This window comes from Pseudoalteromonas atlantica (assembly GCF_043641955.1).
Classification (GTDB): Bacteria; Pseudomonadota; Gammaproteobacteria; order Enterobacterales; family Alteromonadaceae; genus Pseudoalteromonas; species Pseudoalteromonas atlantica_A.
In genome coordinates, this window is the sequence record NZ_JBHZRV010000001.1 from 112,310 (window position 1) to 133,196 (window position 20,887).

The window sequence follows — 20,887 nt, forward strand, 5'->3', positions numbered from 1 at the left end:
AAACGGAGCATAAAATGGCTAAAGTACTTATGATCACGGGTGACTTTGTAGAAGACTATGAAAACATGGTGCCTTTTCAAGCGTTATTAGCAATGGGACATGATGTTGATGCTGTATGCCCTGATAAAAAAGCCGGTGATACCATAGCAACCTCAATCCATGACTTTGAGGGCGATCAAACTTACACAGAAAAACGTGGCCACAACTTTGCACTCAACGCGACGTTCGCCAATGTAAATGCCGCTGATTACGATGCTTTGTATTTACCTGGTGGCCGTGCCCCTGAATATTTACGTTTAAACCCTGGTGTGATTGAAATCATCCAACATTTTGCCAATGCAGACAAACCAATCGCCTCTATTTGCCATGGCCCGCAATTATTAACAGCTGCTGGTGTTATTGAAGGGAAAAAAGTATCTGCTTACCCTGCATGCCAACCTGAAGTAAAAATGGCCGGTGCAGAATATGTTGAACTACCTATGGACGGCGCAATAACCGACGGCCAATTAGTCACTGCGCCTGCATGGCCTGCCCACCCTGCCATGTTAAAGCAATTTGTGGCATTGTTATAAACAGAATATCAACGTACAAAGCATCAAGGGATGAATGATATGTGCCAACTTTTTATAAATGCTGACAGCCGATTATGGACATGTCGTACCAAATCTTTACGCATTGATGGCGTAGTCACCTCTATTCGTCTCGAAGAGTTCTTTTGGGATATTTTAGCTGAAGTGGCGTTTCGTGACCAAATGACCGTTAATCAAATGATCACCAAACTGTATCTTGAATCCCTAGATGCTGACCATGATATTGGCAACTTTACGTCGTTCTTGCGGGTTTGTTGCTCACGCTATTTATCGCTGGTAGCGGATGGCGATATAACCCGTGAGGAGACCGCGGCTCTTAACGATATCGATGCCAAACAGGTTTTACAGCAGGAGCAACTTCGAGCAACACTACGCAAAACACGCTTTGAAGACTCTCCTATAAAACCCGCTATAAACTGATCTGAGAACATAAATGTCACACTTATCACTTATTGCCTCGTTAAAAGAAATAGCGGGCGCGCGGCATGTACTAACCTCTGAACGCGCAACAGCCCCGTATCGTAAAGGCTTTAGAGAAGGTCATGGCCCGGCACTTGCGGTTGTAAAGCCTGCAACATTATTGCAGCAATGGCATATTTTGCGCGCCTGTGTAGACGCGGGAGTAATTGTTATTATGCAAGCCGCGAATACAGGGTTAACGGGTGGCTCTACCCCTACTGAAAACTGCGATCGAAATACGGTGATCATCAACACCACCCGCATCAAAGATATTCAGGTACTTCCGGCACAGCAACAAATTGTCGCATTTCCAGGTGCCAGCCTATTTTCACTAGAAAAAGCATTAGCACCGTTTGGACGCGTACCACATTCAGTTATCGGTTCATCATGCATTGGCGCATCAATTGTTGGCGGGGTTTGCAATAACTCCGGTGGCGCACTTGTAGAGCGAGGTCCAGCCTACACAGAGCTGGCATTGTATGCACAAATAAACGCCGATGGAACAGTCAGCTTAGTTAACAACCTTGATATTGAGCTTGGCACCACGCCCGAGCAAATAATCACTAACTTACAAAATAAAAATTATACTCAGTCTGATATCAAAACCACCTCAAAACAAGCATCCGACCGCGACTACGCCGATTGGGTAAGAAAAACAGATCAAGATACTCCTGCACGTTTCAACGCAGATCCTAGGCGCTTACATCAAGCCAGTGGCTGTGCAGGTAAACTCGCGGTATTTGCTGTGCGTGTAGACACCTTTGCTAAAAATGAGCTTGAACATACATTTTATTTGGGTACTAACTCCAGCAGCGCATTGCAAGCTGTACGTAAAACAGTACTTGAGCAAGCCACCAGCCTGCCAGTTTATGCTGAGTATTTGCATCGTGATATGTTTGAGCTTGCTGATGATTATGGCCGCGACACCGTGCTTTTGATCAAAAACTTAGGCACTAACTGGCTGCCCAAATTTTTTAATATAAAACGCCAGTTAGATACTGTTTGCCAAAAATTGTCTTTGTTACCAAAAAACGCCGTCGATAAGCTCGTTTACCGCCTTAGCAAGCTATTCCCAAGCCAAACACCTGACACGCTAAAGCAATATAACAAACAATTTCAACATCAATTAATCTTGACCGTTAAAGGCAATGCATATCAACACACCTTAGCGTTACTTGAGCAAGTACAAAAAGAATATCAGCTCAATTTTTTCCAGTGCAGCGAACAAGAAACTAAAGCAGCCTATTTACTGCGTTTTGCAGCCGCAGGCGCTGCTGTGCAATACGCCAAAGTTAATCACCAACAAGTAGAAGATATACTCGCACTGGATATTGCCTTAAAACGTAACGACACCGATTGGTTTGAAAAACTGCCATCTAGTATTACCAATAAGCTCATTAGCAAACTCTATTACGGCCACTTTTTATGCCACGTATTCCATCAAGATTACTTAGTAAAAAAAGGTGAAGACTGCGCAGTAGTTAAAGCCGCCCTGCTTGAGCTATTAGAGCAACGCGGCGCTGAATATCCAGCAGAACACAACGTGGGGCATCATTACCATGCAAAACCCGCACTGGCTGATAATTACCGTAATTTAGACCCAACCAACACCTTAAATGCAGGCATTGGCGGCATGTCTAAAAAACGTGATTACACAGAGTAATAGTAAGGTTAAAGCCAAATAATAAAGGCGTTTAACCTCTGTCCCGAAAGCACTAAATGGTTTGATGATCAACATTACAGGTGCTTTTAATCATTCGATGGTCAATTCCTCCTCAGCGAATAAAAGTCACCCCATTTTTTGTATATATTCAATAGCTGTCATTTTTTTATAGGTGATATTCCTGCTTGAAAATATCACAGGATCGGGATCAACAATTTCTACTAGTATTTTCGCTTTTATAGCTATATCGAGCGCCATACTGGTGATACCAACATTGAAAGACGTACCAATAAATACCATTTTATCCGCATCAAACATACGCTGCTTAGCTTCACGAATACGGTAAAGTTCAGTGTAGTATTCATCAAATAACAACACATAAGGTTTAAACGAGCGATAAACCTTTGGATTGTTATTTTTAATGTTAAACAACTCAAGCAAAGAATCGTGTAAGCGGCTTTCATCAACTTTATGCCACGGTGCGGCTATTGGTTCTGGCAAACCATTTTTTTGATAGAGGGTCATTTGGTCAAGCCGCCCATGAATGGCAATGTAGTTTTTATTACCCGCTTTATCATCAAGCCCATCTATATTTTGGGTGATCAGATTTTTATTACTGAGCCATTTATGTACTTCATTTGGCCCACAATCTCTATAAGTCGTAAATCGATGGTAATACCACGCTAAAAATTCGTGAGGATTAAATTTATACATAGCACGAGTGGCCATTTTCATTGGTGTATAATTTTTACTGCCGATAGTCCAATAACCATCTTGCCCTCGAAAAGTGGGAATGCCACTAGCCGCGCTCACGCCTGCACCTGTAATGTATAACGTAGTCATAAACACACCTATTCAATTACAAAGTTTACGACTCGTCATTACAGCGTTTAGAACCCTTTTGTTCTCTAGCCAGTAAATAAATTTGTGTGATTGCGCGTGCCATTTTTATGCGTGCTGAACTATTAGCAGAATGAATTGCTATTGTTGGCGGCACAAAGCCATCAATAAACACTGCGTGCTCAATCCAAAGTAAAACATCGTAACCTGTGCCTTTTGCATCACTCCCTAAATCATGATCAAGGCTCAATTGCTTTACTTTGCCGCTCTTCAAAAGTGTAATGACCTCTTCTTGCCAATAAGCCCGCAACCAACCGGCTGGACTTTCTCTTTCATCATCTAAATATACGTTCATAAGTTAATACCACTTAAAAAATTATTCAGACTCTGAAAACAACAGCTAACAACCCTTAAAATGCATATATACCCAAACCACCTCAAGATACAGAATTCAGCGTTTCACAGGGGCTTAATATCAAGGCGTTACTTTGCAAGAATGGCATTCCCTTTTAAGAAGGAACAACGATGAGAGTAAGTGCCTGTGAAGCGCCCAAGGGGTTGGTTTAAAAGCGATTTATACTGCGTTATTGATTTTAACAATAGAACCACTATTACTTGCAATCAATGCCTTGCCTAAATCGCTTTTAATTCCAACTGAAACTCGCATCTTGAGGGGGTTTGGGTATAGATAACCGTTACTTCCCACAAGGTGCTGGTGCTTGATTACGAATAAACGCGGGGATATCAAAAATATCAGAGGCTTGAGGTTGAGTGATCACCGCTTCGGGCTTTTTTAATTCGGTGTCTACTGTTTTATCGCGTGGCTCTACAACCATCTTTGCGCTTGCGCCCGTAGCGATGATCAATAATTCATAGTTGCTGGCTAAATTTTCGATTTTAGAAACACCACAAATAACTAAAGCATTAGGGCTTACCTGTTGGCGTACCGTGTCGGTAATGAGGTTATAACTGCCCAGTGAAATTTCATCTTTACAGTTTACTTGTACAATAACGCCCGAGCTGGATGACATATCGACCTGATTAACTAAGGGGTTATTAAGGGCACTATCCAATGCAGTGGCAAACTCACTTTCCTCATCACATTTTCCTACGCCTAAAACGGCATCTCCTTGGCAATCCATGATTTTAGCAAAGTCGTTTAAATCAACGTTGATCAAACCTTGATAGCACAGCATATCGATCAACGACTTAATCAGTGAGTGCAATATTTGGTTGCTATGTTTAAACGCATCAAACAAGCCAACGTCATTACCTAAAACCTCAATAAGCTGATCATTGGGTAATGTGATCACCGCATTTGCATACTCTTTTAGAGTGTTTAACCCTGTTTGTGCAACATGTGTTCTAAACTGCCCCTCACTACTAAAAGGCAGCGTTGCAACAAATATCACAGGCTTATTTTGCTCACGAGCAAGTTCTGCGATATACGGGCTTGCACCGGTGCCAGTACCCCCACCGAGCCCTGTTGCGCACAATAAAATATCGCAGTTATTTATTAACGCTAAAAGTGACTCTTTGCTTTCTTGCGCCGCTTGTAAGCCAATTTCAGGATCGGCGCCAGCGCCATAACCATGTGTCAGTTCAGCGCCAATAAGCACAGTATCATCACTTTGAGTATGCTCAAGCACCACTTTGTCGGTATTAACACTAAACAACTTTGCTTGTTTACCTTCGCGTTGCTCATAAATGCTGTTTAACGTATTACAGCCACAACCACCAATGCCAAATACACCAATAGATAAACCATCTTGTTGCTCAATTAATTGAAACATAACACCCCCTTCATATTTAAAAGGAGCATAACAAATGGGTGCGTCAAATTTTGACGCACCTAAACTTTTCAAATCAATTAAAGGTAGTTTTTAGCAGCCGCTTTGAGCTTTGTGGTAATTCTTTTCCTGATTAGCTCAGGTTGTATGACTTCAAGCCAATGAGCACATTTAAATAGCTCATCGGTTAGTTGTTCGGTATCAATAGTTTGGTAGGTAAGTAATACGTTTTTATCGTCAATCTGTTGCTTGTCAGTCAGCTCACCAAGTTCAATAAAGCCTTGATTAACCGCCGAGTGCTTGGGTACTTTTACAATTAACTCAATCGCTTCTTGCGACTTGCCTTTGTTAATCGCACTGCGTAACGATTTTAACTGCTCAGCACTTGGCTCACGTCGTATTTTTTGCAGAATATGTACATTACGGATGCGGTAAACCGGCATTTGGTAACACTTTTCGTGAAGCCCCCCCACCATAAACTGCGCCATCAACACACCACCTTGCTCAACCAAGTTGTAAAAACTCAACTCAGCAAACTTTAACCAATGCGCCTCATCGTACAACACTCTATAAAGCTCGGCACTCACAGCACGCTTATGCTTAATCGCATGCTCAATTTGCGCCACTAACTGAGTATCAGCATTCACTTTTAACGAAGACTTAGGAAGGGTTGAAAGCCAGTCAGGTACATGCCCATTAAAACGTTTAAGCGCTTGCTCAGCTTTAATGCGTACAGACTGTTTAACATCACTCGGGGTCGAGTGTGGTAATAACTGCTCCAACAATAAATAATGTTCAGCCACTTCACTGCTCATTACTTTTGCATTACCACCTCGCCACTGCGCATTGATAGACCAACCAAACGGTTTACTCTGCATATCTTTTTCAAGCCCAAAGCAACCCTGCTCGTAAAGTGATTGTAGGTCTCGTTGAAGCATGCGGGTTGAAATATCAAAGCCACGTTCAATCAGCTTTTGCTGTAGCTGCCGGGTCGAGATAGAGCTTGGCGCTATTGGCACAAGCTCTAAAATTGATAAATGGCGGTGTGAAATCATTAAATTAAGTGATATGAAAATATTTTTGAATTACTTTTAAATACATTTGTATATCTTATTCAAATTTTAAAAAGTCATTATAGATTAATACATATTATGCTAGTACTTCCCACTACTTAATAGGCACTATTCAGTGCTAAGTAAAACTTCAGTAAAGTGCCACTACCTGACAGCGGCACAATAACTAAATAACTACTTGCTATAACTTTGTTTCAGAAGGCATTGTTGAATTTCTTAATACTTGTATTGTCTAAAGCAATTCTGACATCTATTCCTCGTAGTCTATACCACCATTTAGTTAGTCCACTAACTTCTAATAGCATCTAGGCAACACCAGAAGTCGATAAGCTATTACAACAGCCCACTTGCCATCTCGCACCGCAGTTTGAACATGGTTTATAATAAAGATCTTCCAACCTTTGTTCTTCTGTCAGTTTTTGCTTTAGATAAGGGTTTTCGTCGTTGTATTTTTTTAAAAGTTCCCCAGGCACTAAACTCCACCCTTCATTTTGATGGGTTACATTTGACCTGACTGCGACTCCCATTTTTTCACCAATACCTTTCGTTATCCTAGAGGTCTTTTTTTTTTGAGTTGAGTCACCTAATACGTTAATAGAAAACTCAATATCATAGACATTTAACTCTTGTGGAATGTCTTCATCTAACGATTTAGCATTAACTGTCATAATCAAGTTTTCATCTATTTTAACATCTATATCAATTCGTTCTTTTAATGGAGGAAAGTCACTATTAACAGGAACTACCAAGTTACCCATAGATGTTCGTCTGTCAGCAGCGGCAGTTTTTCCTACCATTTGAGCACGTTTAAAGCTCAATACAGCCTTGCCATCACGCGGGTCAGCGCAATACAGAGCTTGTTGTGTGCTTTGCGTGTTGCCGCGTTTAGGGAGCAATGTTCCTTCGGGAATAAGAGTCAGTAGAGAGTTCCTTGCTTCAACAAGCTCAATGGGTTTTGCTAATGCTAGAGCTACATTGTCTTTCGCAATCCAAGCTGCACCCTCTGAAATTATTCTGTCGCCTTTTTCCGAAACATGAAGCGCTGACACTCCAAATATCTCACGTAAGCTTTGCTTTATCGCAGGCATATTAACCATTCCACCAGTAGCAAGACACAAAGCGACACACTGTCTATCTATATCAGCTTGCTCAGGGCTGAGAATTGAATCAATCTCTCTAAGACCAGCATCTATCAAGGGTTTAGATATTTTGTCCAGATCATTTCTTGATATCCAGCAATCGATTTCAGCTTCATCACCATCAGCGTTGTAGTAATCCGGTATAAATATTGGCGCTTCACTTCTCTTAGAAAGTGTTATTTTGGCACGCTCACATTCTTCAAGTAATCTAGCCCTCATGCTTGGATTACGTGACTTTTGAGTGTTTTCAGTCCAATTGAATTTTTCAGCATGTTGCTCTTCAACATACTTTAAGATGGCTTCGTCAAGATAATCACCGCCTATTTTATTATTACCTTTATTTAAAATTTGAACTATATTTCCGTTTTTGATTTGGCATAGTGTTAGATCTAACGTACCGCCGCCCCAGTCAAAAACTAAAATCAGCTGGCCTTCATCTTTTAAAATCGCATTTTGAGTATCTTCAAGATCTTTGTAATACCCATATAAGGCTGCTAAAGGTTCATGTACAAATGATTCTATTAATATACCTGAATCTAGAAATGCCTCACGAAGAGCTTGCCGACCACGACCATCCATCGCAACTGGAATAGTTACAACGGCGTGCTTTAAATCTGCAATGCCGTCTTCATCTTCCTCTTGAGCGTGCTCTATCAAAAAAGACATTAGATTTGAAACTACCTCTTTAGGGCTTTTAATAATTCCCCCAACATTTATGGCATCTTTATCCAAAAACTTTTTTGGCCCACGAACAGCGTTGCCGTGTATTCCAATAGTATTTTGTTCAAGCTTATTCTTGGCTTTCATGCCACAAATAACTGTCTCTCCTTCATAGTGAACAACAGAAGGATGAGGTCTATCTTTTTCCGTAAAAGATTTTATTTTATTTTGATGAGTAACAACTGAGATCAGACTATTGGTAGTCCCGAAATCTATCCCTATTTTTTGAACCACTGTAATGCTCCTTCTACTTCTTCAATGATTACGTCTATGTTATGAATCGCTACTTTAACTTTAGGTTCACTTCTGTCTAATGCTTTAAGAGATGTACGAAGTGGGGGAATAACCTCTTCTTCTAACAAGTTGATCGCCTTGGATTTTACTTTTCCTGTGTCATCTTTGAGGTGTACTCTCTCAGCTTTACCCATCTGTTCTTTTGACTCAATAGCTTCCTGTAATTTTTGTAGCTGTGTCTGAAGCTCTTCAATCTTCTTATTACTATCACTTAGCTGCAAATTTAAACTTTGCTTATCAACTAATGCTTTATCCAGTTGCTTTTTGTAATATTGAGATTGTTCTTGCGCGTTTCTTTTATCATCTACAGCATCTTGCTCACTTTTTAGAAAACGAGCTATAAGAGCACCTAGCTCTTTTTTACTGCTACTGTTTATGTGTCCAGCGAGGAAAGATTCGATAGACAAACTTGGTGATTTTTCATCAATTTCTACCGTGAAAATATTGGAAAGGGTATCAATAGCTTTAGTTTGAGTTGCTTTACCGAGACTAACTGACCACAAAGTGGCTATTGCCAATACGTTATACCTTAAACTCTTTAACTGAGCCGCAGTCATGCTTTTAGGCGCAGAATCAATTTCACTTTCGTTAATTTCGACTGTTTTGGCTGCTTCGGCTTTTGATTTGGATTTTTTAATCCCCTCTAGACGTTTATCAAATCGCTGATTTAACTCATTTATCAGGTAAGGGAGAGCGTTTTCATTGTCACCTAGTGATGACAAAATTGCGCGAAAAACGTTAGTGTCATGCTTAGTAGGGTTTAAGAAAGATATCTCACCAATAACGTCGCAAAAAAAGTTAATACAACTATTCTTTGCTTCATTGTTTGTAGCATTATAAACATTGGTGATAATTTCAGTTGTAAGCTTAAGCTCCGAATCTCTGGCAAGAATAATAACTGGATAATTCTTTAAAAGATCGGCAGACACTCTATCTTTAAAAACGATGTTATTAAGATATTTCTTGTGAGCAGATAATAGTTTTAATGGTTTTTTAGTTTTTCCGGCTTCACCCTCTTTAAATACATCAACGATAACCTCATCAATACTATTAAAAACGACTTCTTTTTTGGCAACTTTATTCAATGTTAATGTTTCGTTCATTTTAATTCTCTACTACGAGTTTGTCTTTAAACACCTCGTTATGATTTAATTTCTTCAAAAGTCTTTTGGCTTCCGTTGAAAGCCCTTCAGCTAATGCTTTTCTATATAAAATAAAATTCAGCTTTGCTCTATCTTGAGCTGTAAGCCCTGTTGTTTTAGACGATCTGGCTAAACCTTCTATTTCTTGAAATTCAAGCTTGTCATATTCTTTTAATATTGAATTGATGATCAGTGATGTAACCCAATCTACGGGGATAGGGATAGAGCTGCTTTCTAAATCAAGGTTAACTTTAGGGAGTTCTTTGCCATTAAAGAAACTTAATGAAAAATCTAAACTGGGACTTTGATATGCCCCCTGGTTTTTATCAAAGCGATTAAAATTAAACTCAATTAAATTTATGATTGATCTTGCAAGGTCAGATTTAAACCACTTCAAAGTACCTAAAGCTTGATTTAGCTTGGTTACATGTTCTTCAAAAGTAATATGACTAGCTCTGCCATCTTTGGCTTTTATGCCTTGCAAGTATTTTACCAATGCATCTGTATACGATGTAGCATTCGGATATCGATCTTCGCATATGTCGATAAATTTGTTTACTAGTTCATCTTTAATATCGTCACCAGCAAGCATTTCATAAAACAGAGCGTCTATTGCTTTAATATCGCTGGGATCTACAATATCAACTTCAAGTTCAAAGCTTCTTGAAACTTGCTGATTCACCAATTCAATTTTAAAGAATTTCTTATTAGAGGAAGTTAATATTTGCTTAGCCTTAGTTTCCTCTAACAGCTCACCATTTATCGATATTTGGTCTACGTAGAGAAATTCAATATTTTCAAAAAAACTGATATCTCTCACTTTTAAACGAGTTGCACTAATTTCATTATTATCTATTAGAAGTAAAGGGTTGCGAGTAGGGTGCGCTTCCCATTCATGCTGACTCCTTTCAGGATCGCTTAGGAATTTCGCTTTACAATAACGGCAGCCATATTCTATTGGTTTAATAGGACCTTTGTAACGGGTGTCGGGTATTGGAACGCTACCACCAGCGTTTCCTGGATCGATAAAGTTTATGTAATAAGACATTGAATAGTTACTCCTTTACTACTGGATAATGTGTATCCGATAACCCTAAAACTGCTATAATATTTTGAATTGCTGAAATATGCCTATCCATACATTTATTTTACTTCTATTACTTCTTATTACGAGTTTTTGAAGGTTTACAACCCAACTGTGTGCTGCATACTTTGCATCCAAGAGACCTTAAAAGCTGGATCATTTGCAAATAATTTATAAAGTTCTAACTCATCTTTACGCCTAGCCAGCATTACCTCTTTCACCATTTTTTCGAATGCTAATTCACGGTTATGTGGATCAGGGTTGTTTTGGTATTTAGCTTCAAAGTCTGGATGTTGCTTTATACTTTGTGCAATATTTATGAACTTAACTTTCTGTTCTTCTGGCGTTGCACTCCAGCCTTGGAACCACTTTTCGTTAAAGTTTTTGATAATATCATCCAACGGATCTCGTTCTTCTTCACCACCATACGAACCACGAGGGTTAGGGTTTTGTGGTGCTAACTCAGTTTCATCATCATCGAGCCCAATACCATAATTCAACTTAACTCGTTGAAGACCATAAGAACTTAAATCAACGGACTCTAATAATTCATCAAGCGCTTCAGAGTCAGGGTCTTTAACAATAAGTTTCGGTATTAAGAATTTTAAAAACCAAAACAGTTTTTCCCATGCAACAATCTCATATGGCATGATTGAAGCCATCTGCCCGTAGATTTTCACGAACTGTTTAGCTTTTACTTTGAAATCAACTTTATCTTCGTCTTCAAGCTCTAATTCATAATTAAAACGGTTCGCAGCGGTATCGATAATTGGGCTAAGCGTCTGAGCATCTTCATTATTAAAATAACGTTTAATAAAGTCTTCAACTTCATACCATTCATAAACGCCAACATCATCCATAGAGTCTTTCAACTCATGCAATACATTAATGTCAGTTGCTTCTGATAACGTTGTTGAGGTGTAGAATGGATCGAATGATGTTTTGATATCATCAACACTATTAAAGAAATCTAGCACGAACAGATCCTCTGTCTTTTTGCCAAACTTAGGAGCTGAGCGGTTTAGACGAGACAACGTTTGAACACAAAGAACACTCGCTAGCTTTTTATCAACGTACATTGCGCACAGTTTTGGCTGATCAAAGCCTGTTAAATACTTATTAGCAACGACCAGTAAGCGATACTCATCTGTATCAAATTTATCTTTGGTCTCTCCTTCTGGAAAGCCATTCATATCTGCTTCGGTATATTCAATACCGTCAACTTCTTTGGTTCCAGAAAATGCAATAACGGCTTTAAATGGATTGCCTTGTTGCTCAAGCTGTCTAGTTATCGCTTTGTAATAACGAATAGCTGTTTCAATATTTTGAGTAACAACCATGCCTTTAGCTTTACCTTTAAGCTTTTTGCTATTCACAACATGCGGTATGAAATGCTCAAGCATGATCTCAGCTTTGGTATCGATAGTTTGCTGACTAGTCTCTACGTAAGCTCGTAAACGTTTCTGAGCTTTCTTTGTATCGAACTCAGGGTTATCCTGAATTGACTTTTCAATTTCATAGTAACTTTTATAGGTGGTGTAATTCGCTATGACATCAAGAATAAAGCCTTCTTCAATTGCTTGTTTCATTGAATACAAGTGGAATGGTTTAAAACTGCCGTCTTCTTGTTGTTGTCCGAATTTCTCTAAGGTACTATTTTTAGGTGTCGCAGTGAATGCTAAGTAAGACGCATTACCTCGCATCTTTCTTGAACGCATGGCTTGAAGTACTTTATCTTGAGCATCCTCAGCCTCTTCTATTTCAGATTTACCCATAGCTCGGTTCATATTGTCATGCGCAGAGCCTGACTGAGAGCTATGTGCTTCATCAATAATCACCGCAAAACGTTTATCACTTAAATCACTGATACCATCAATGATAAATGGAAACTTCTGAATTGTAGTGATAATAATCTTCTTACCATTTTCAAGCGCTGACTTTAATTCTGATGATTTAAAAGCAGGAGCAACAATATTCTTAATTTCAGAAAACTCTTTAATATTGTCTCTTAGCTGTTTATCTAAAAGCCTTCTGTCCGTTACAACAATGACCGAATCAAATAGTGGCTGCTCGACACCTCGACTTCCCGGTATATCTGCTGATTGCGGGTAAGTTTCAATTAGCTGGTACGCAGCCCACGTTATAGAGCTTGATTTACCAGAGCCTGCCGAATGCTGTATCAGATAGGTTTGACCCACGCCATGCGTGGCGGCATGGTTTACTAGCTTACGAACAACATCCATTTGATGATAACGGGGGAAGAAAAGCGTGCGCTTTTTGAGATCATCTTTGCTTGAGCCATCTAAGCGAACAAAGTGATGAATAATATTAGCCAAGCTTTCTTTGGTAAACACCTCCTCCCATAAGTAGGCTGTCTTGTGTCCAAACATATTAGTTGGATTGCCTTGCCCATGTCCGTTTCCTTTATTGAAAGGTAAAAAGAAGGTGCTTTTACCTGCAAGCTTGGTGGTCATATACACTTCGTCTGTGTCAACTGCCATGTGCACTAGACAGCGCCCAAACTGCAATAACGACTGCGAGGTATCTCTATCATTACGGTACTGCTTTTGACCGTGGTAACGAGCATTTTGGCCTGTCCAAGCATTCTTAAGTTCTAAGGTTATTAATGGAATACCATTAATAAACAGCACCAAATCTATTTCTTGAAGCGGATTGGCTTTTGAATAACGAAGCTGTCGAGTTGCGCTGAAAATATTTGCTGCAAAGTTCTGGTGAACTTTGTCGCTGCTACTTGCCAGAGGAGCTGGGTACATTAAGTTTAAATGCGCATCACCAACACTTAAGCCTTTTTTCAATAGGTGTAATATTCCGTGTTTTTTAATTAGTCTGTCAAAACGTTCAAGCACTTTACGCTGCCAGTCATTCGGGCTATTACGTTTAAGTTTTTCCAGCTCTTCCTCTTGTGTGGTTTCTAAAAACTGCCAGAAAAAGTTCGTGTCTAACGCATAGTGCATATCAAAGTCAGTCGGTTGACCAAGCTTATAAAACTTGTTGCCAAAATCAGGCGCAGCTTCTTGCACACCTGCTTTGATGTCTTCTAGGCAAGTTCCCGTTAATGCTTTTTCTATCGCAGCTTCTAATGCTTGTTCGTTTGTTTGACTAACCATTTTCTATCCCTGTATAAACTCACTAAATACATGTTCTACCATTGATATAAAGGGATTAAGTTCTTGCCCAATATCAATATATTTTTCTACAAATACTTTCAAATCATCTACAGACAAATCGGGGTCCAAAAAAGGCTCTAAAGCCTTTTCTCTAAGGTCGTTTAACTTGCTTATATCTAAAGCCAATATTTCAATTGTTTTAATCGCTTGCTCGTTAACACCATTTATTTTTCCATCGCCAGTAAACTTGAAATTTTCGCTACAATTGAGCTGAAAAGGGGTTACCGGAATAACATTAGCGCCTTTTTTCATTCCACAATGTAGCGGGTCACCTTTGACGGTTGTTCTTAGGCAAGAGCACAAAAAATTAGCGAAATCCAGAGCATCGTCATCATCGGCTGATTGAGGGTTCAAATGCTCTATATGGTAGTCGCCTGACTCTAGAGTAAGCCTTCTTTCGCAGTAACAACAGATATACCCTTGCTCCTGTAACAAGGCTTCATAAACTGCCTTTTTCTCTGGATTTGATAGTTCTTTATAAGTTGGTGTCCATTCTTCACTGGCAGCTCCTTTCCAATCAATAAATGATTGAGGCTCTACCCCTTTCCTTATATACCTCATTTACCAATAAGCTCCATTCGCTTTATTAAAGTCATGGCTTTTACTAATTGACCATCATCACCAATTTTTTCTGATAGTGAGGTTATTTCGCTTTTTGCTTTTGATAAATCCTTTTGCTCTATCAATTTAAATATTTCTTCAATCTTACTTTGAATTTCTTCTGGTCGAGATGTTACGCCCATATTGCCTTCATAAATAAGATCAGCATTTCTGCCATAAGTGTCACGCACTATAACCTTTTTAATTTGGTTATTTTCACTGCTTAATTTAATAACCGTAGTGTGCTTTGGATCGATATGGCTAAGAACTTGTGGGCTGTGAGTAGTCACTATGAACTGAATATTGCTAAATACTTTTTGCAGCCCTACAAGTACTTCTTGTTGCCATTTAGGATGCAAGTGAAGTTCAACCTCATCAATAATCACTATCCCATGACTAGCTAAAGCATTTTCTGAATTAGGATTCAGTACAACAAGCCGTCTTGCTATATCACCTATAAGCGCCACTAACGTTTTCTGTCCTTGAGATAGCTGAGAAATATTTACTCGATTACCAAAATTTTTAACCATGAGCTTCACTTTACCTGAGCTACGGTCAACTTCTAAATCAGTTACATCAGGCACAATAGTTTCGATTGCTTTATTTACAAGAGCAAGTTGGTTTTGATGCTTAACTGAACAGTTATTATCTAACGCTGCTTTTAACTCTTTTTTCTTTAGTTCTAGTTTCTTTACTACTGGATCACTTTTAGAGGGTATTTCCCCTTCATAGGCTTCAGCTAAAATTGATTCGATATTAGTTATCTGCTGCCTCAAAGCTTTTACTTCAGAAGCTACTTCCCCATCAGCTAGATTTACCAGCTCAATATACAATTGAGAAAACTTATCTAGCTTTCCAGTTCCATCCAAAGCATCATCTAGTGAATCAAACCGATTGGTTGAAACATCTCCTCTAGCACTTTCAGAATACGTTTGTTGTAAAGTAAAATCTGAACGTTCAACAGAATAATAAGCAAGAAGAGGAAGGTTAACTTGATCATTTGAGGCCAAGTATCGATACAACGATCCAGCCAATTTAATATCGCTGACCTCACTAGATTTTGAATGATTACTTTCTGGAGCAACTTTAGATAAAACTGTTTCAAATAGAGTCGCTTCTCCTATCTCAATATCCGTTACAATTTCACCATAATCTTTAGCGTTCACATTTACATCAGATTCAGTAACAGGCCTACCATTAGTACTTTTTTCTAGAGCTTTATTAAACCACGTAAAAGTTTTTGCTAAAGACTCTACTATGGCTGTTTTACCTGAACCGTTGTTACCAATGATAATTGTTAGCTTATCATTGAAGGTTAAATCGAAAGACATCAAACGCCTAAAGTTATATAAATCAACAGATTTAAGCTTCAATTTAGCATTTGGTAGCTTTTCCGAAATCACATCTAAATATGTTTGAGCTAACTCATCGTCTACAGCTTCAACATTTTTTCCAGATTTATAATTTTCGTAAAGCTGAAACATCGACAGCAAATTCCCTTTTGCTGCATTATTTTTTAGCGTTTTTATGGTTTTACTGTGAGTCTTATGCGGTTTATCCATGCTGTTCCTCAAATATTTGAGTGATCACTTCTGCTGAATACTTAGTTTCTAGTGACGTTATAAATTTAGGCTCTATATGTTTAGCAAAGGCTAATAAGCCTTTAAGATGAAAAACGTTTTCTTTATCTAACTTATTTAATCTATATTGATGCACCAAATGCTTGATATAGCGTTTCTTTTCTCGCCCAAGTGATAAATCACTTTCATTATCTATTGTTATTCCCGTTACATGACGATTGTGTGCTTTAGATGAGAAAGCCGTTTTTCTGCGATTGATAATTAGCGCACTTCCAAACAAAGTAGTTAGTGTGTCAGAAATGTATCTAGGCATATCAAATAACACATTCTTAGCGTTTGTCGAAAACGTTAAATCGTCAGCGTAGCGCGTATACTTAATTTCCAGCTTTTCACAATGTCGTGTAACTAACTCATCGAACTGGTACATAAAGAAATTAGATAGAAGAGGAGAACTTGGTGCACCTATACTTAAAACCAACTTGCCTGTCGATGACTTACCTGGAGACCAAAATAAAAGTCGCTCCATAAGAACCTTGTCATCATTATTGGGCATTTCATAGTGCTGTTGCCAAATCGTCCAGAATAGCTCGCTGGTAATAGAGTTAAAAAAGCTTTCTAAGTCTATCTTTAAAAGGTATCTGTTTTTACAATGAAATTTGGCATTATCTTTTATGCTAAGCCTTTCTCTGTAAGCCATCGCAGCATCGTGAATATTCAATCGATATAAAGATATAAAAGCACGCTGGTATTCTTTTAATTCTCTCGAAGGTTGAGCAATAACTCGATGTCCCGAAGTGCGCTTGGGAATCGTGTAGACCTTATATTTTAATGGCGCACTAGCCAAAAAGCGGATCACTTCTGATTCACTCTTATTTAATTTAGTAGCTAGTTTATTTATCAATTCCATTCTTTAGTCCACAAACAAAAAAGCCCAAGAACAATGCTCTTGGGCTTTGCTCTTTACTAGAGGAAGCGATATGTTCGCAACCTTCATGAGGAACGAATGACGGTTGCGAACATATCGCAACCATAAAGTCGTTCAATAAATTAGAGTCTGGCTAAACACCCGACTAGACGAATTTCGTCCTAAGCTAAAGAGCCAAGTTAGTTTACATTATGATATAAATTACAACAACTCTCTCTTTCATATACTTATTAGTAATAGTGTTTAGTCAACAAATCAACCATCTCTTTTTGATGCTGTTTAATCTTGTCTTTGTCCCACTCATCGTTTTGCTTCAACTCAAAAATTTGTTTTAACTTGAGTGAGTCATATACGGGTTTACCTTTGAAGTCTTCCTGTTTTTTACCAACGGTTTGATTACTGTAGGACGAATTTTCACCCGGACTCAGTAACACAAGATTACCAAAAGCATTCAAATAGCTATCTTCTAGCCGCATATCGTATTCTTCATGTTGCGGGTGAACATGCTCAACAGAATTTTTTGAGCTAATACGGTATTTTTTGAATTTCTCATCTGCCCTATTTTGTTCATTTTTCCAGAGCACATATTCCAGCTTCTGAAACCAATAATGCTCAAACCCAATGCCGTTGATTTGCTTTAAATAATCACTCATTTCATTTGAAGATCCAAAACTGCCTTTTGTTTTCGTAAGGTAGTTAAAACTTGCCTGCTTTTGGCTAAGTTCGGCATGGAACAAAGCGAGTGACATCTTATTATCAATATCTTCTAACTTAGCCATTACTATATTTTTATCTTCCGTATTGTTTTTAACTAACCAGCCTAGAAAAGATGTAAGCCAATACTGAGCGCTTCGTTCACCTGTGAAGTATCGAACGCTTTGAAGTTGGCTTAGTTCTATAATTTCTGTAGGTACTCGGTTTAGTCTGCTTTGTGTCTTTGAGAAATTAACATTACTTAATCGTAAAACTGCCGTGGACTCTTCGCCCTTTTCTACCCACTTCACAACCCACTTATCAAATTGGTAGCGTACTTGCCATAAGCAATCTAAAAACTTAATTACCTCAGCTTCAGAAGCATCTATTACAAACCGTTCAAATGCTTGATTTAACCGTTCACCATTAACACGGCTCTCAATATCATCATTGCCTGATTGAACGTTGTAAATTCTAAATGTATGAATTAAAAGGAGCGGAAAACTAATAATAGAACGGCAATATACTTCATCATCGGTATCGTTAGCATTGCTGTTAGTGCCCCTTTTAGGCTCAAGCTTACCTAACAACGATACATCACTTACAATCTCTTCAAGCGTTAGTCCTCTAACATTATCAGATTCAGTATCTACACCATATTGATACAAAGGGGCATCGGCAAGCTTAAACTTTATTTTGTCAAAACTAGCTAGCTCTACATCTTGAACTTCTTTCCAGTCAGAAGCTGTAAACACCCGCCTCACATTGCGCTCAAAGTAATTATTTAGGTTTTCGCACACTTGCCACAAGCCATCATACTCTTGGCGGTTTTTGCTCAGCTTACCTAATAGCTTCGATTTTAAAATATCGGATTGCTCTAACTGCACACCACTGGTATTCATAGTCGCGAACAGTTTATTTAAATCGGTTCCAGCAGGAATAATGTTGTTAACCCAACGCACTTGCTGATGAAAGTACTTAGCAAAATTAACTAAATGCGCTTCACCTTTTTTACTGTCCTTACGTATTTCTTTAATAAAGCTCGTTGCCGTATTTAACGCTTCGGCTAAATGTTTGGTGTACTCGTTCTTATGAATATCTTCATCAGAGGGCTTATGAGTAAACTCTAAATCAGTCCATGAGCACAATAAACCTTGTACCATTTCTCTAATTGAAAACGTAACACGAGGAAAATTCGCTAATATCGCAACGTTTGAAAGCTCACAATCAACATTGGCCTTTTTAAATGCAATGGCAATTAGCATCAAGGTAGTCATGCGCTGTTGCCCATCGATCAATTCAAAGCTCACGGATGCATCTTTGTTAGCTTTTTTTGGCAATTGAGAAGAAAGTACAGTGCCAATATAATATTGATGCTCTTTGGCAATAAATGCTTGCTCTATGTCCTGTAATAGTTTTAAAACACCTTCACCGCCCCACACATAAGGCCGCTGATAAGATGGAATTTCAAACGCGATTTTGTTTATTAATAAATCTTGTGGCGTTTGTACTTTTGTTTCAACCTGACTAGCACTGCGCTGTGCGTTGTTTGATACAGCTAAACTCATGCAACGCACTCCTGTAATGCTTTAATGTTTTGCTCTTTAATCTCAACTAACTTGTTCGCTATGCCTTGTTTTAAATCAGCATCAAAAGACTCGGCTATTTGATTACCAGTACGCGCTGCTACAAGAATGCTAAAAAACTTAGCATAACCTTTTAAGAATTTTTGCTTTACTCCATTAGCAGTCTTACCGTCTCTATCTGATATTCCAATATTATCGGGCGATATATCTCGCTCAAAACTTTGCAACATTGTAACTAGCTGTTTGTGCTCATAAGCCGTGGTTATCCAGTCGAGTAACGGGTACTTATTAACAAATGAAGAAATAGAGTCTTCTCTGACTGTTTTTTCATTGTAAAGTCGAATAGAAAAGACACATCGAGCTAACCAAAAGCTGGCTTCATTAAGATACTCTGTTCCAAACTCACTGACGTATAGCAAAATAGCGATATCAAATAATTCTGTTAAAAAATCGCTATTATTTGCCTTTAACACCACCTCGTTATAAAACGAATAGAATGAGTCTAGATAAGGTTGAGACTGCTCAACCATCAGGGTGTGATATAACTCATTAAAATAGGCCAAATAATTAACCGTATTAATACCTGCATTTAGTGGCTGCTTAGCTAAATAGCCATCAACAAGTTGCTGTGATATTACTCCTGACAAGCTTTTAATTTGAGCGCCACGGCTGAAGGCTAAATCTTCATTTTTACTACCAGTGTTCTCGGCAAACTCTTTTACAATGACTTTTTTAACACCTTCAGGTGCTCGGTGTGAAGGCACATGTTTAAAACCAAATGCCTGCCAGCGTCTCGCTTTTAGTAGCCTGTTAACTACACCATCTAAATAGTTAAATGACTCCCACTTTCTCGCAAAGTTGTTTTGTATCTCACTGGGTATAGCACGTAAATGGTGAGCTTTAATGACTTGTGGACCAGATAGTCTTACGCCACCCGTATTTTGTGTTTCAAAAAAGCGATAGGCTTCATCTTCAGATTGTGTGATCACAACTGTAAAGTTAATGCGGCTTAAATCGAGTGCTAACAACGACTCTGATAGCGGTTGTGCTGTTAACCATCGATAGTTTTTAGCTATTCGCTCATGGCTACTTGGCGAACCATACTGCATATTTGGCAGGGAGTAACTGTTACCATTTTTTGCTGCAATTCCCATGCAGATCAACTGCAAGGTCGTAATACGCTGTTGACCATCAATAATATTCAAAATAGTTTCAGAGCCATTAGCAACCTGATGCAACACCACACTGCCTAAATAGAGCATCGGTTTATCATGCTTTTGCGAATCAATGGTTTCACTATTCGTATTAAAATAAGCCTCTAGATCGCCTAATAAAGCTTTTACATCATTAGGAGACCATTTGTAGGGTCGCTGATATTCAGGAAGGTTTAACCGCACCTTTAAGCCATTCAGGGGCTTTTTATTAACATCGATTACATTACCAGAGAATAACTGAGCAGCCGTTACACTGGTAACGGCAATGTCCATTGGATTATTTACTACGTCCTGTTGCATCGTCATC

At 38.7% G+C, this 20,887-nt stretch carries 16 protein-coding genes; 3 read left to right on the forward strand and 13 right to left on the reverse strand.

Going from position 1 to position 20,887, the window contains the following annotated elements; all coding sequences use genetic code 11:
* The first annotated feature begins 14 nt into the window (after positions 1-14).
* From ACHUE3_RS00500 to dld, 3 genes are read left to right on the forward strand one after another with little or no spacing between them, the layout of a single operon-like run.
* Entirely contained in the window at positions 15-572 is a 558-nt protein-coding gene (locus tag ACHUE3_RS00500) for a DJ-1/PfpI family protein (RefSeq protein ID WP_394189122.1), read from the forward strand.
* A gap of 39 nt (positions 573-611) precedes the next feature.
* Complete coding sequence (locus tag ACHUE3_RS00505) at positions 612-1,010, forward strand: ribbon-helix-helix domain-containing protein (RefSeq protein ID WP_394189124.1); 399 nt, start codon at positions 612-614, stop codon at positions 1,008-1,010.
* 13 nt (positions 1,011-1,023) lie between these two features.
* Entirely contained in the window at positions 1,024-2,712 is a 1,689-nt protein-coding gene (dld, locus tag ACHUE3_RS00510; RefSeq protein ID WP_394189126.1) for a D-lactate dehydrogenase, read from the forward strand.
* A 126-nt stretch (positions 2,713-2,838) separates the two neighbouring features.
* Here dld and ACHUE3_RS00515 read toward each other — a convergent pair whose 3' ends face one another.
* The 13 genes from ACHUE3_RS00515 to ACHUE3_RS00575 form a co-directional block, all read right to left on the reverse strand.
* Positions 2,839-3,555 carry an SIR2 family NAD-dependent protein deacylase gene (locus ACHUE3_RS00515; RefSeq protein ID WP_394189128.1) on the reverse strand — a complete coding sequence of 239 codons (717 nt, stop codon included), beginning with the start codon at positions 3,553-3,555 and terminating at the stop codon, positions 2,839-2,841.
* Between the two features lie 25 nt (positions 3,556-3,580).
* A complete protein-coding gene (locus ACHUE3_RS00520) occupies positions 3,581-3,907 on the reverse strand; it encodes a cyclic-phosphate processing receiver domain-containing protein (protein WP_394189130.1) in 327 nt (108 codons plus the stop codon).
* Positions 3,908-4,247: 340 nt separating this feature from the next.
* Positions 4,248-5,345 (reverse strand): cell division protein FtsZ, encoded by a 1,098-nt coding sequence (locus ACHUE3_RS00525; RefSeq protein WP_394189132.1) that lies wholly within the window; start codon positions 5,343-5,345, stop codon positions 4,248-4,250.
* 77 nt (positions 5,346-5,422) lie between these two features.
* The gene (locus tag ACHUE3_RS00530; RefSeq protein WP_394189134.1) at positions 5,423-6,397 is read right to left on the reverse strand and encodes a helix-turn-helix transcriptional regulator; all 975 of its coding nucleotides are present in this window, start codon (positions 6,395-6,397) and stop codon (positions 5,423-5,425) included.
* Between the two features lie 323 nt (positions 6,398-6,720).
* Positions 6,721-8,508: an Hsp70 family protein gene (locus tag ACHUE3_RS00535; protein WP_394189136.1), complete on the reverse strand. Its 1,788-nt coding sequence runs from the start codon at positions 8,506-8,508 to the stop codon at positions 6,721-6,723.
* Complete coding sequence (locus ACHUE3_RS00540) at positions 8,493-9,671, reverse strand: hypothetical protein (protein WP_394189138.1); 1,179 nt, start codon at positions 9,669-9,671, stop codon at positions 8,493-8,495. The genes ACHUE3_RS00535 and ACHUE3_RS00540 overlap by 16 nt, the downstream gene beginning before the upstream one ends.
* 1 nt (position 9,672) lies before the next feature.
* Positions 9,673-10,758, reverse strand: coding sequence for a hypothetical protein (locus tag ACHUE3_RS00545; protein WP_394189140.1), 1,086 nt, complete (start codon positions 10,756-10,758; stop codon positions 9,673-9,675).
* A 137-nt stretch (positions 10,759-10,895) separates the two neighbouring features.
* Positions 10,896-13,922: a type I restriction endonuclease subunit R gene (locus ACHUE3_RS00550; RefSeq protein WP_394189142.1), complete on the reverse strand. Its 3,027-nt coding sequence runs from the start codon at positions 13,920-13,922 to the stop codon at positions 10,896-10,898.
* A 3-nt stretch (positions 13,923-13,925) separates the two neighbouring features.
* Positions 13,926-14,543, reverse strand: a complete 618-nt coding sequence (locus tag ACHUE3_RS00555) for a retron system putative HNH endonuclease (RefSeq protein ID WP_394189144.1) — start codon at positions 14,541-14,543, stop codon at positions 13,926-13,928.
* A complete protein-coding gene (ptuA, locus tag ACHUE3_RS00560) occupies positions 14,540-16,144 on the reverse strand; it encodes a retron Ec78 anti-phage system effector ATPase PtuA (RefSeq protein ID WP_394189146.1) in 1,605 nt (534 codons plus the stop codon). Before ptuA ends, ACHUE3_RS00555 begins: the two co-directional genes overlap by 4 nt.
* Positions 16,137-17,069 (reverse strand): retron St85 family RNA-directed DNA polymerase, encoded by a 933-nt coding sequence (locus tag ACHUE3_RS00565; protein WP_394189148.1) that lies wholly within the window; start codon positions 17,067-17,069, stop codon positions 16,137-16,139. The genes ptuA and ACHUE3_RS00565 overlap by 8 nt, the downstream gene beginning before the upstream one ends.
* Before the next feature lie 248 nt (positions 17,070-17,317).
* A complete protein-coding gene (locus ACHUE3_RS00570) occupies positions 17,318-19,348 on the reverse strand; it encodes a DUF262 domain-containing protein (protein WP_394189150.1) in 2,031 nt (676 codons plus the stop codon).
* On the reverse strand, positions 19,345-20,886 hold the full coding sequence (locus ACHUE3_RS00575) for a DUF262 domain-containing protein (RefSeq protein ID WP_394189152.1): 1,542 nt from the start codon (positions 20,884-20,886) through the stop codon (positions 19,345-19,347). Before ACHUE3_RS00575 ends, ACHUE3_RS00570 begins: the two co-directional genes overlap by 4 nt.
* Position 20,887: the final 1 nt, after the last annotated feature.

Excerpts from the sequence above, each read along its gene's own strand:
- ACHUE3_RS00500 (WP_394189122.1), top strand. The coding sequence starts at position 15 with ATGGCTAAAGTACTTATGATCACGGGTGACTTTGTAGAAGACTATGAA.
- ACHUE3_RS00505 (WP_394189124.1), top strand. The coding sequence starts at position 612 with ATGTGCCAACTTTTTATAAATGCTGACAGCCGATTATGGACATGTCGT.
- dld (WP_394189126.1), top strand. The coding sequence starts at position 1,024 with ATGTCACACTTATCACTTATTGCCTCGTTAAAAGAAATAGCGGGCGCG.
- ACHUE3_RS00515 (WP_394189128.1), bottom strand. The coding sequence starts at position 3,555 with ATGACTACGTTATACATTACAGGTGCAGGCGTGAGCGCGGCTAGTGGC.
- ACHUE3_RS00520 (WP_394189130.1), bottom strand. The coding sequence starts at position 3,907 with ATGAACGTATATTTAGATGATGAAAGAGAAAGTCCAGCCGGTTGGTTG.
- ACHUE3_RS00525 (WP_394189132.1), bottom strand. The coding sequence starts at position 5,345 with ATGTTTCAATTAATTGAGCAACAAGATGGTTTATCTATTGGTGTATTT.
- ACHUE3_RS00530 (WP_394189134.1), bottom strand. The coding sequence starts at position 6,397 with ATGATTTCACACCGCCATTTATCAATTTTAGAGCTTGTGCCAATAGCG.
- ACHUE3_RS00540 (WP_394189138.1), bottom strand. The coding sequence starts at position 9,671 with ATGAACGAAACATTAACATTGAATAAAGTTGCCAAAAAAGAAGTCGTT.
- ACHUE3_RS00545 (WP_394189140.1), bottom strand. The coding sequence starts at position 10,758 with ATGTCTTATTACATAAACTTTATCGATCCAGGAAACGCTGGTGGTAGC.
- ACHUE3_RS00550 (WP_394189142.1), bottom strand. The coding sequence starts at position 13,922 with ATGGTTAGTCAAACAAACGAACAAGCATTAGAAGCTGCGATAGAAAAA.
- ACHUE3_RS00555 (WP_394189144.1), bottom strand. The coding sequence starts at position 14,543 with ATGAGGTATATAAGGAAAGGGGTAGAGCCTCAATCATTTATTGATTGG.
- ptuA (WP_394189146.1), bottom strand. The coding sequence starts at position 16,144 with ATGGATAAACCGCATAAGACTCACAGTAAAACCATAAAAACGCTAAAA.
- ACHUE3_RS00565 (WP_394189148.1), bottom strand. The coding sequence starts at position 17,069 with ATGGAATTGATAAATAAACTAGCTACTAAATTAAATAAGAGTGAATCA.
- ACHUE3_RS00570 (WP_394189150.1), bottom strand. The coding sequence starts at position 19,348 with ATGAGTTTAGCTGTATCAAACAACGCACAGCGCAGTGCTAGTCAGGTT.
- ACHUE3_RS00575 (WP_394189152.1), bottom strand. The coding sequence starts at position 20,886 with ATGACGATGCAACAGGACGTAGTAAATAATCCAATGGACATTGCCGTT.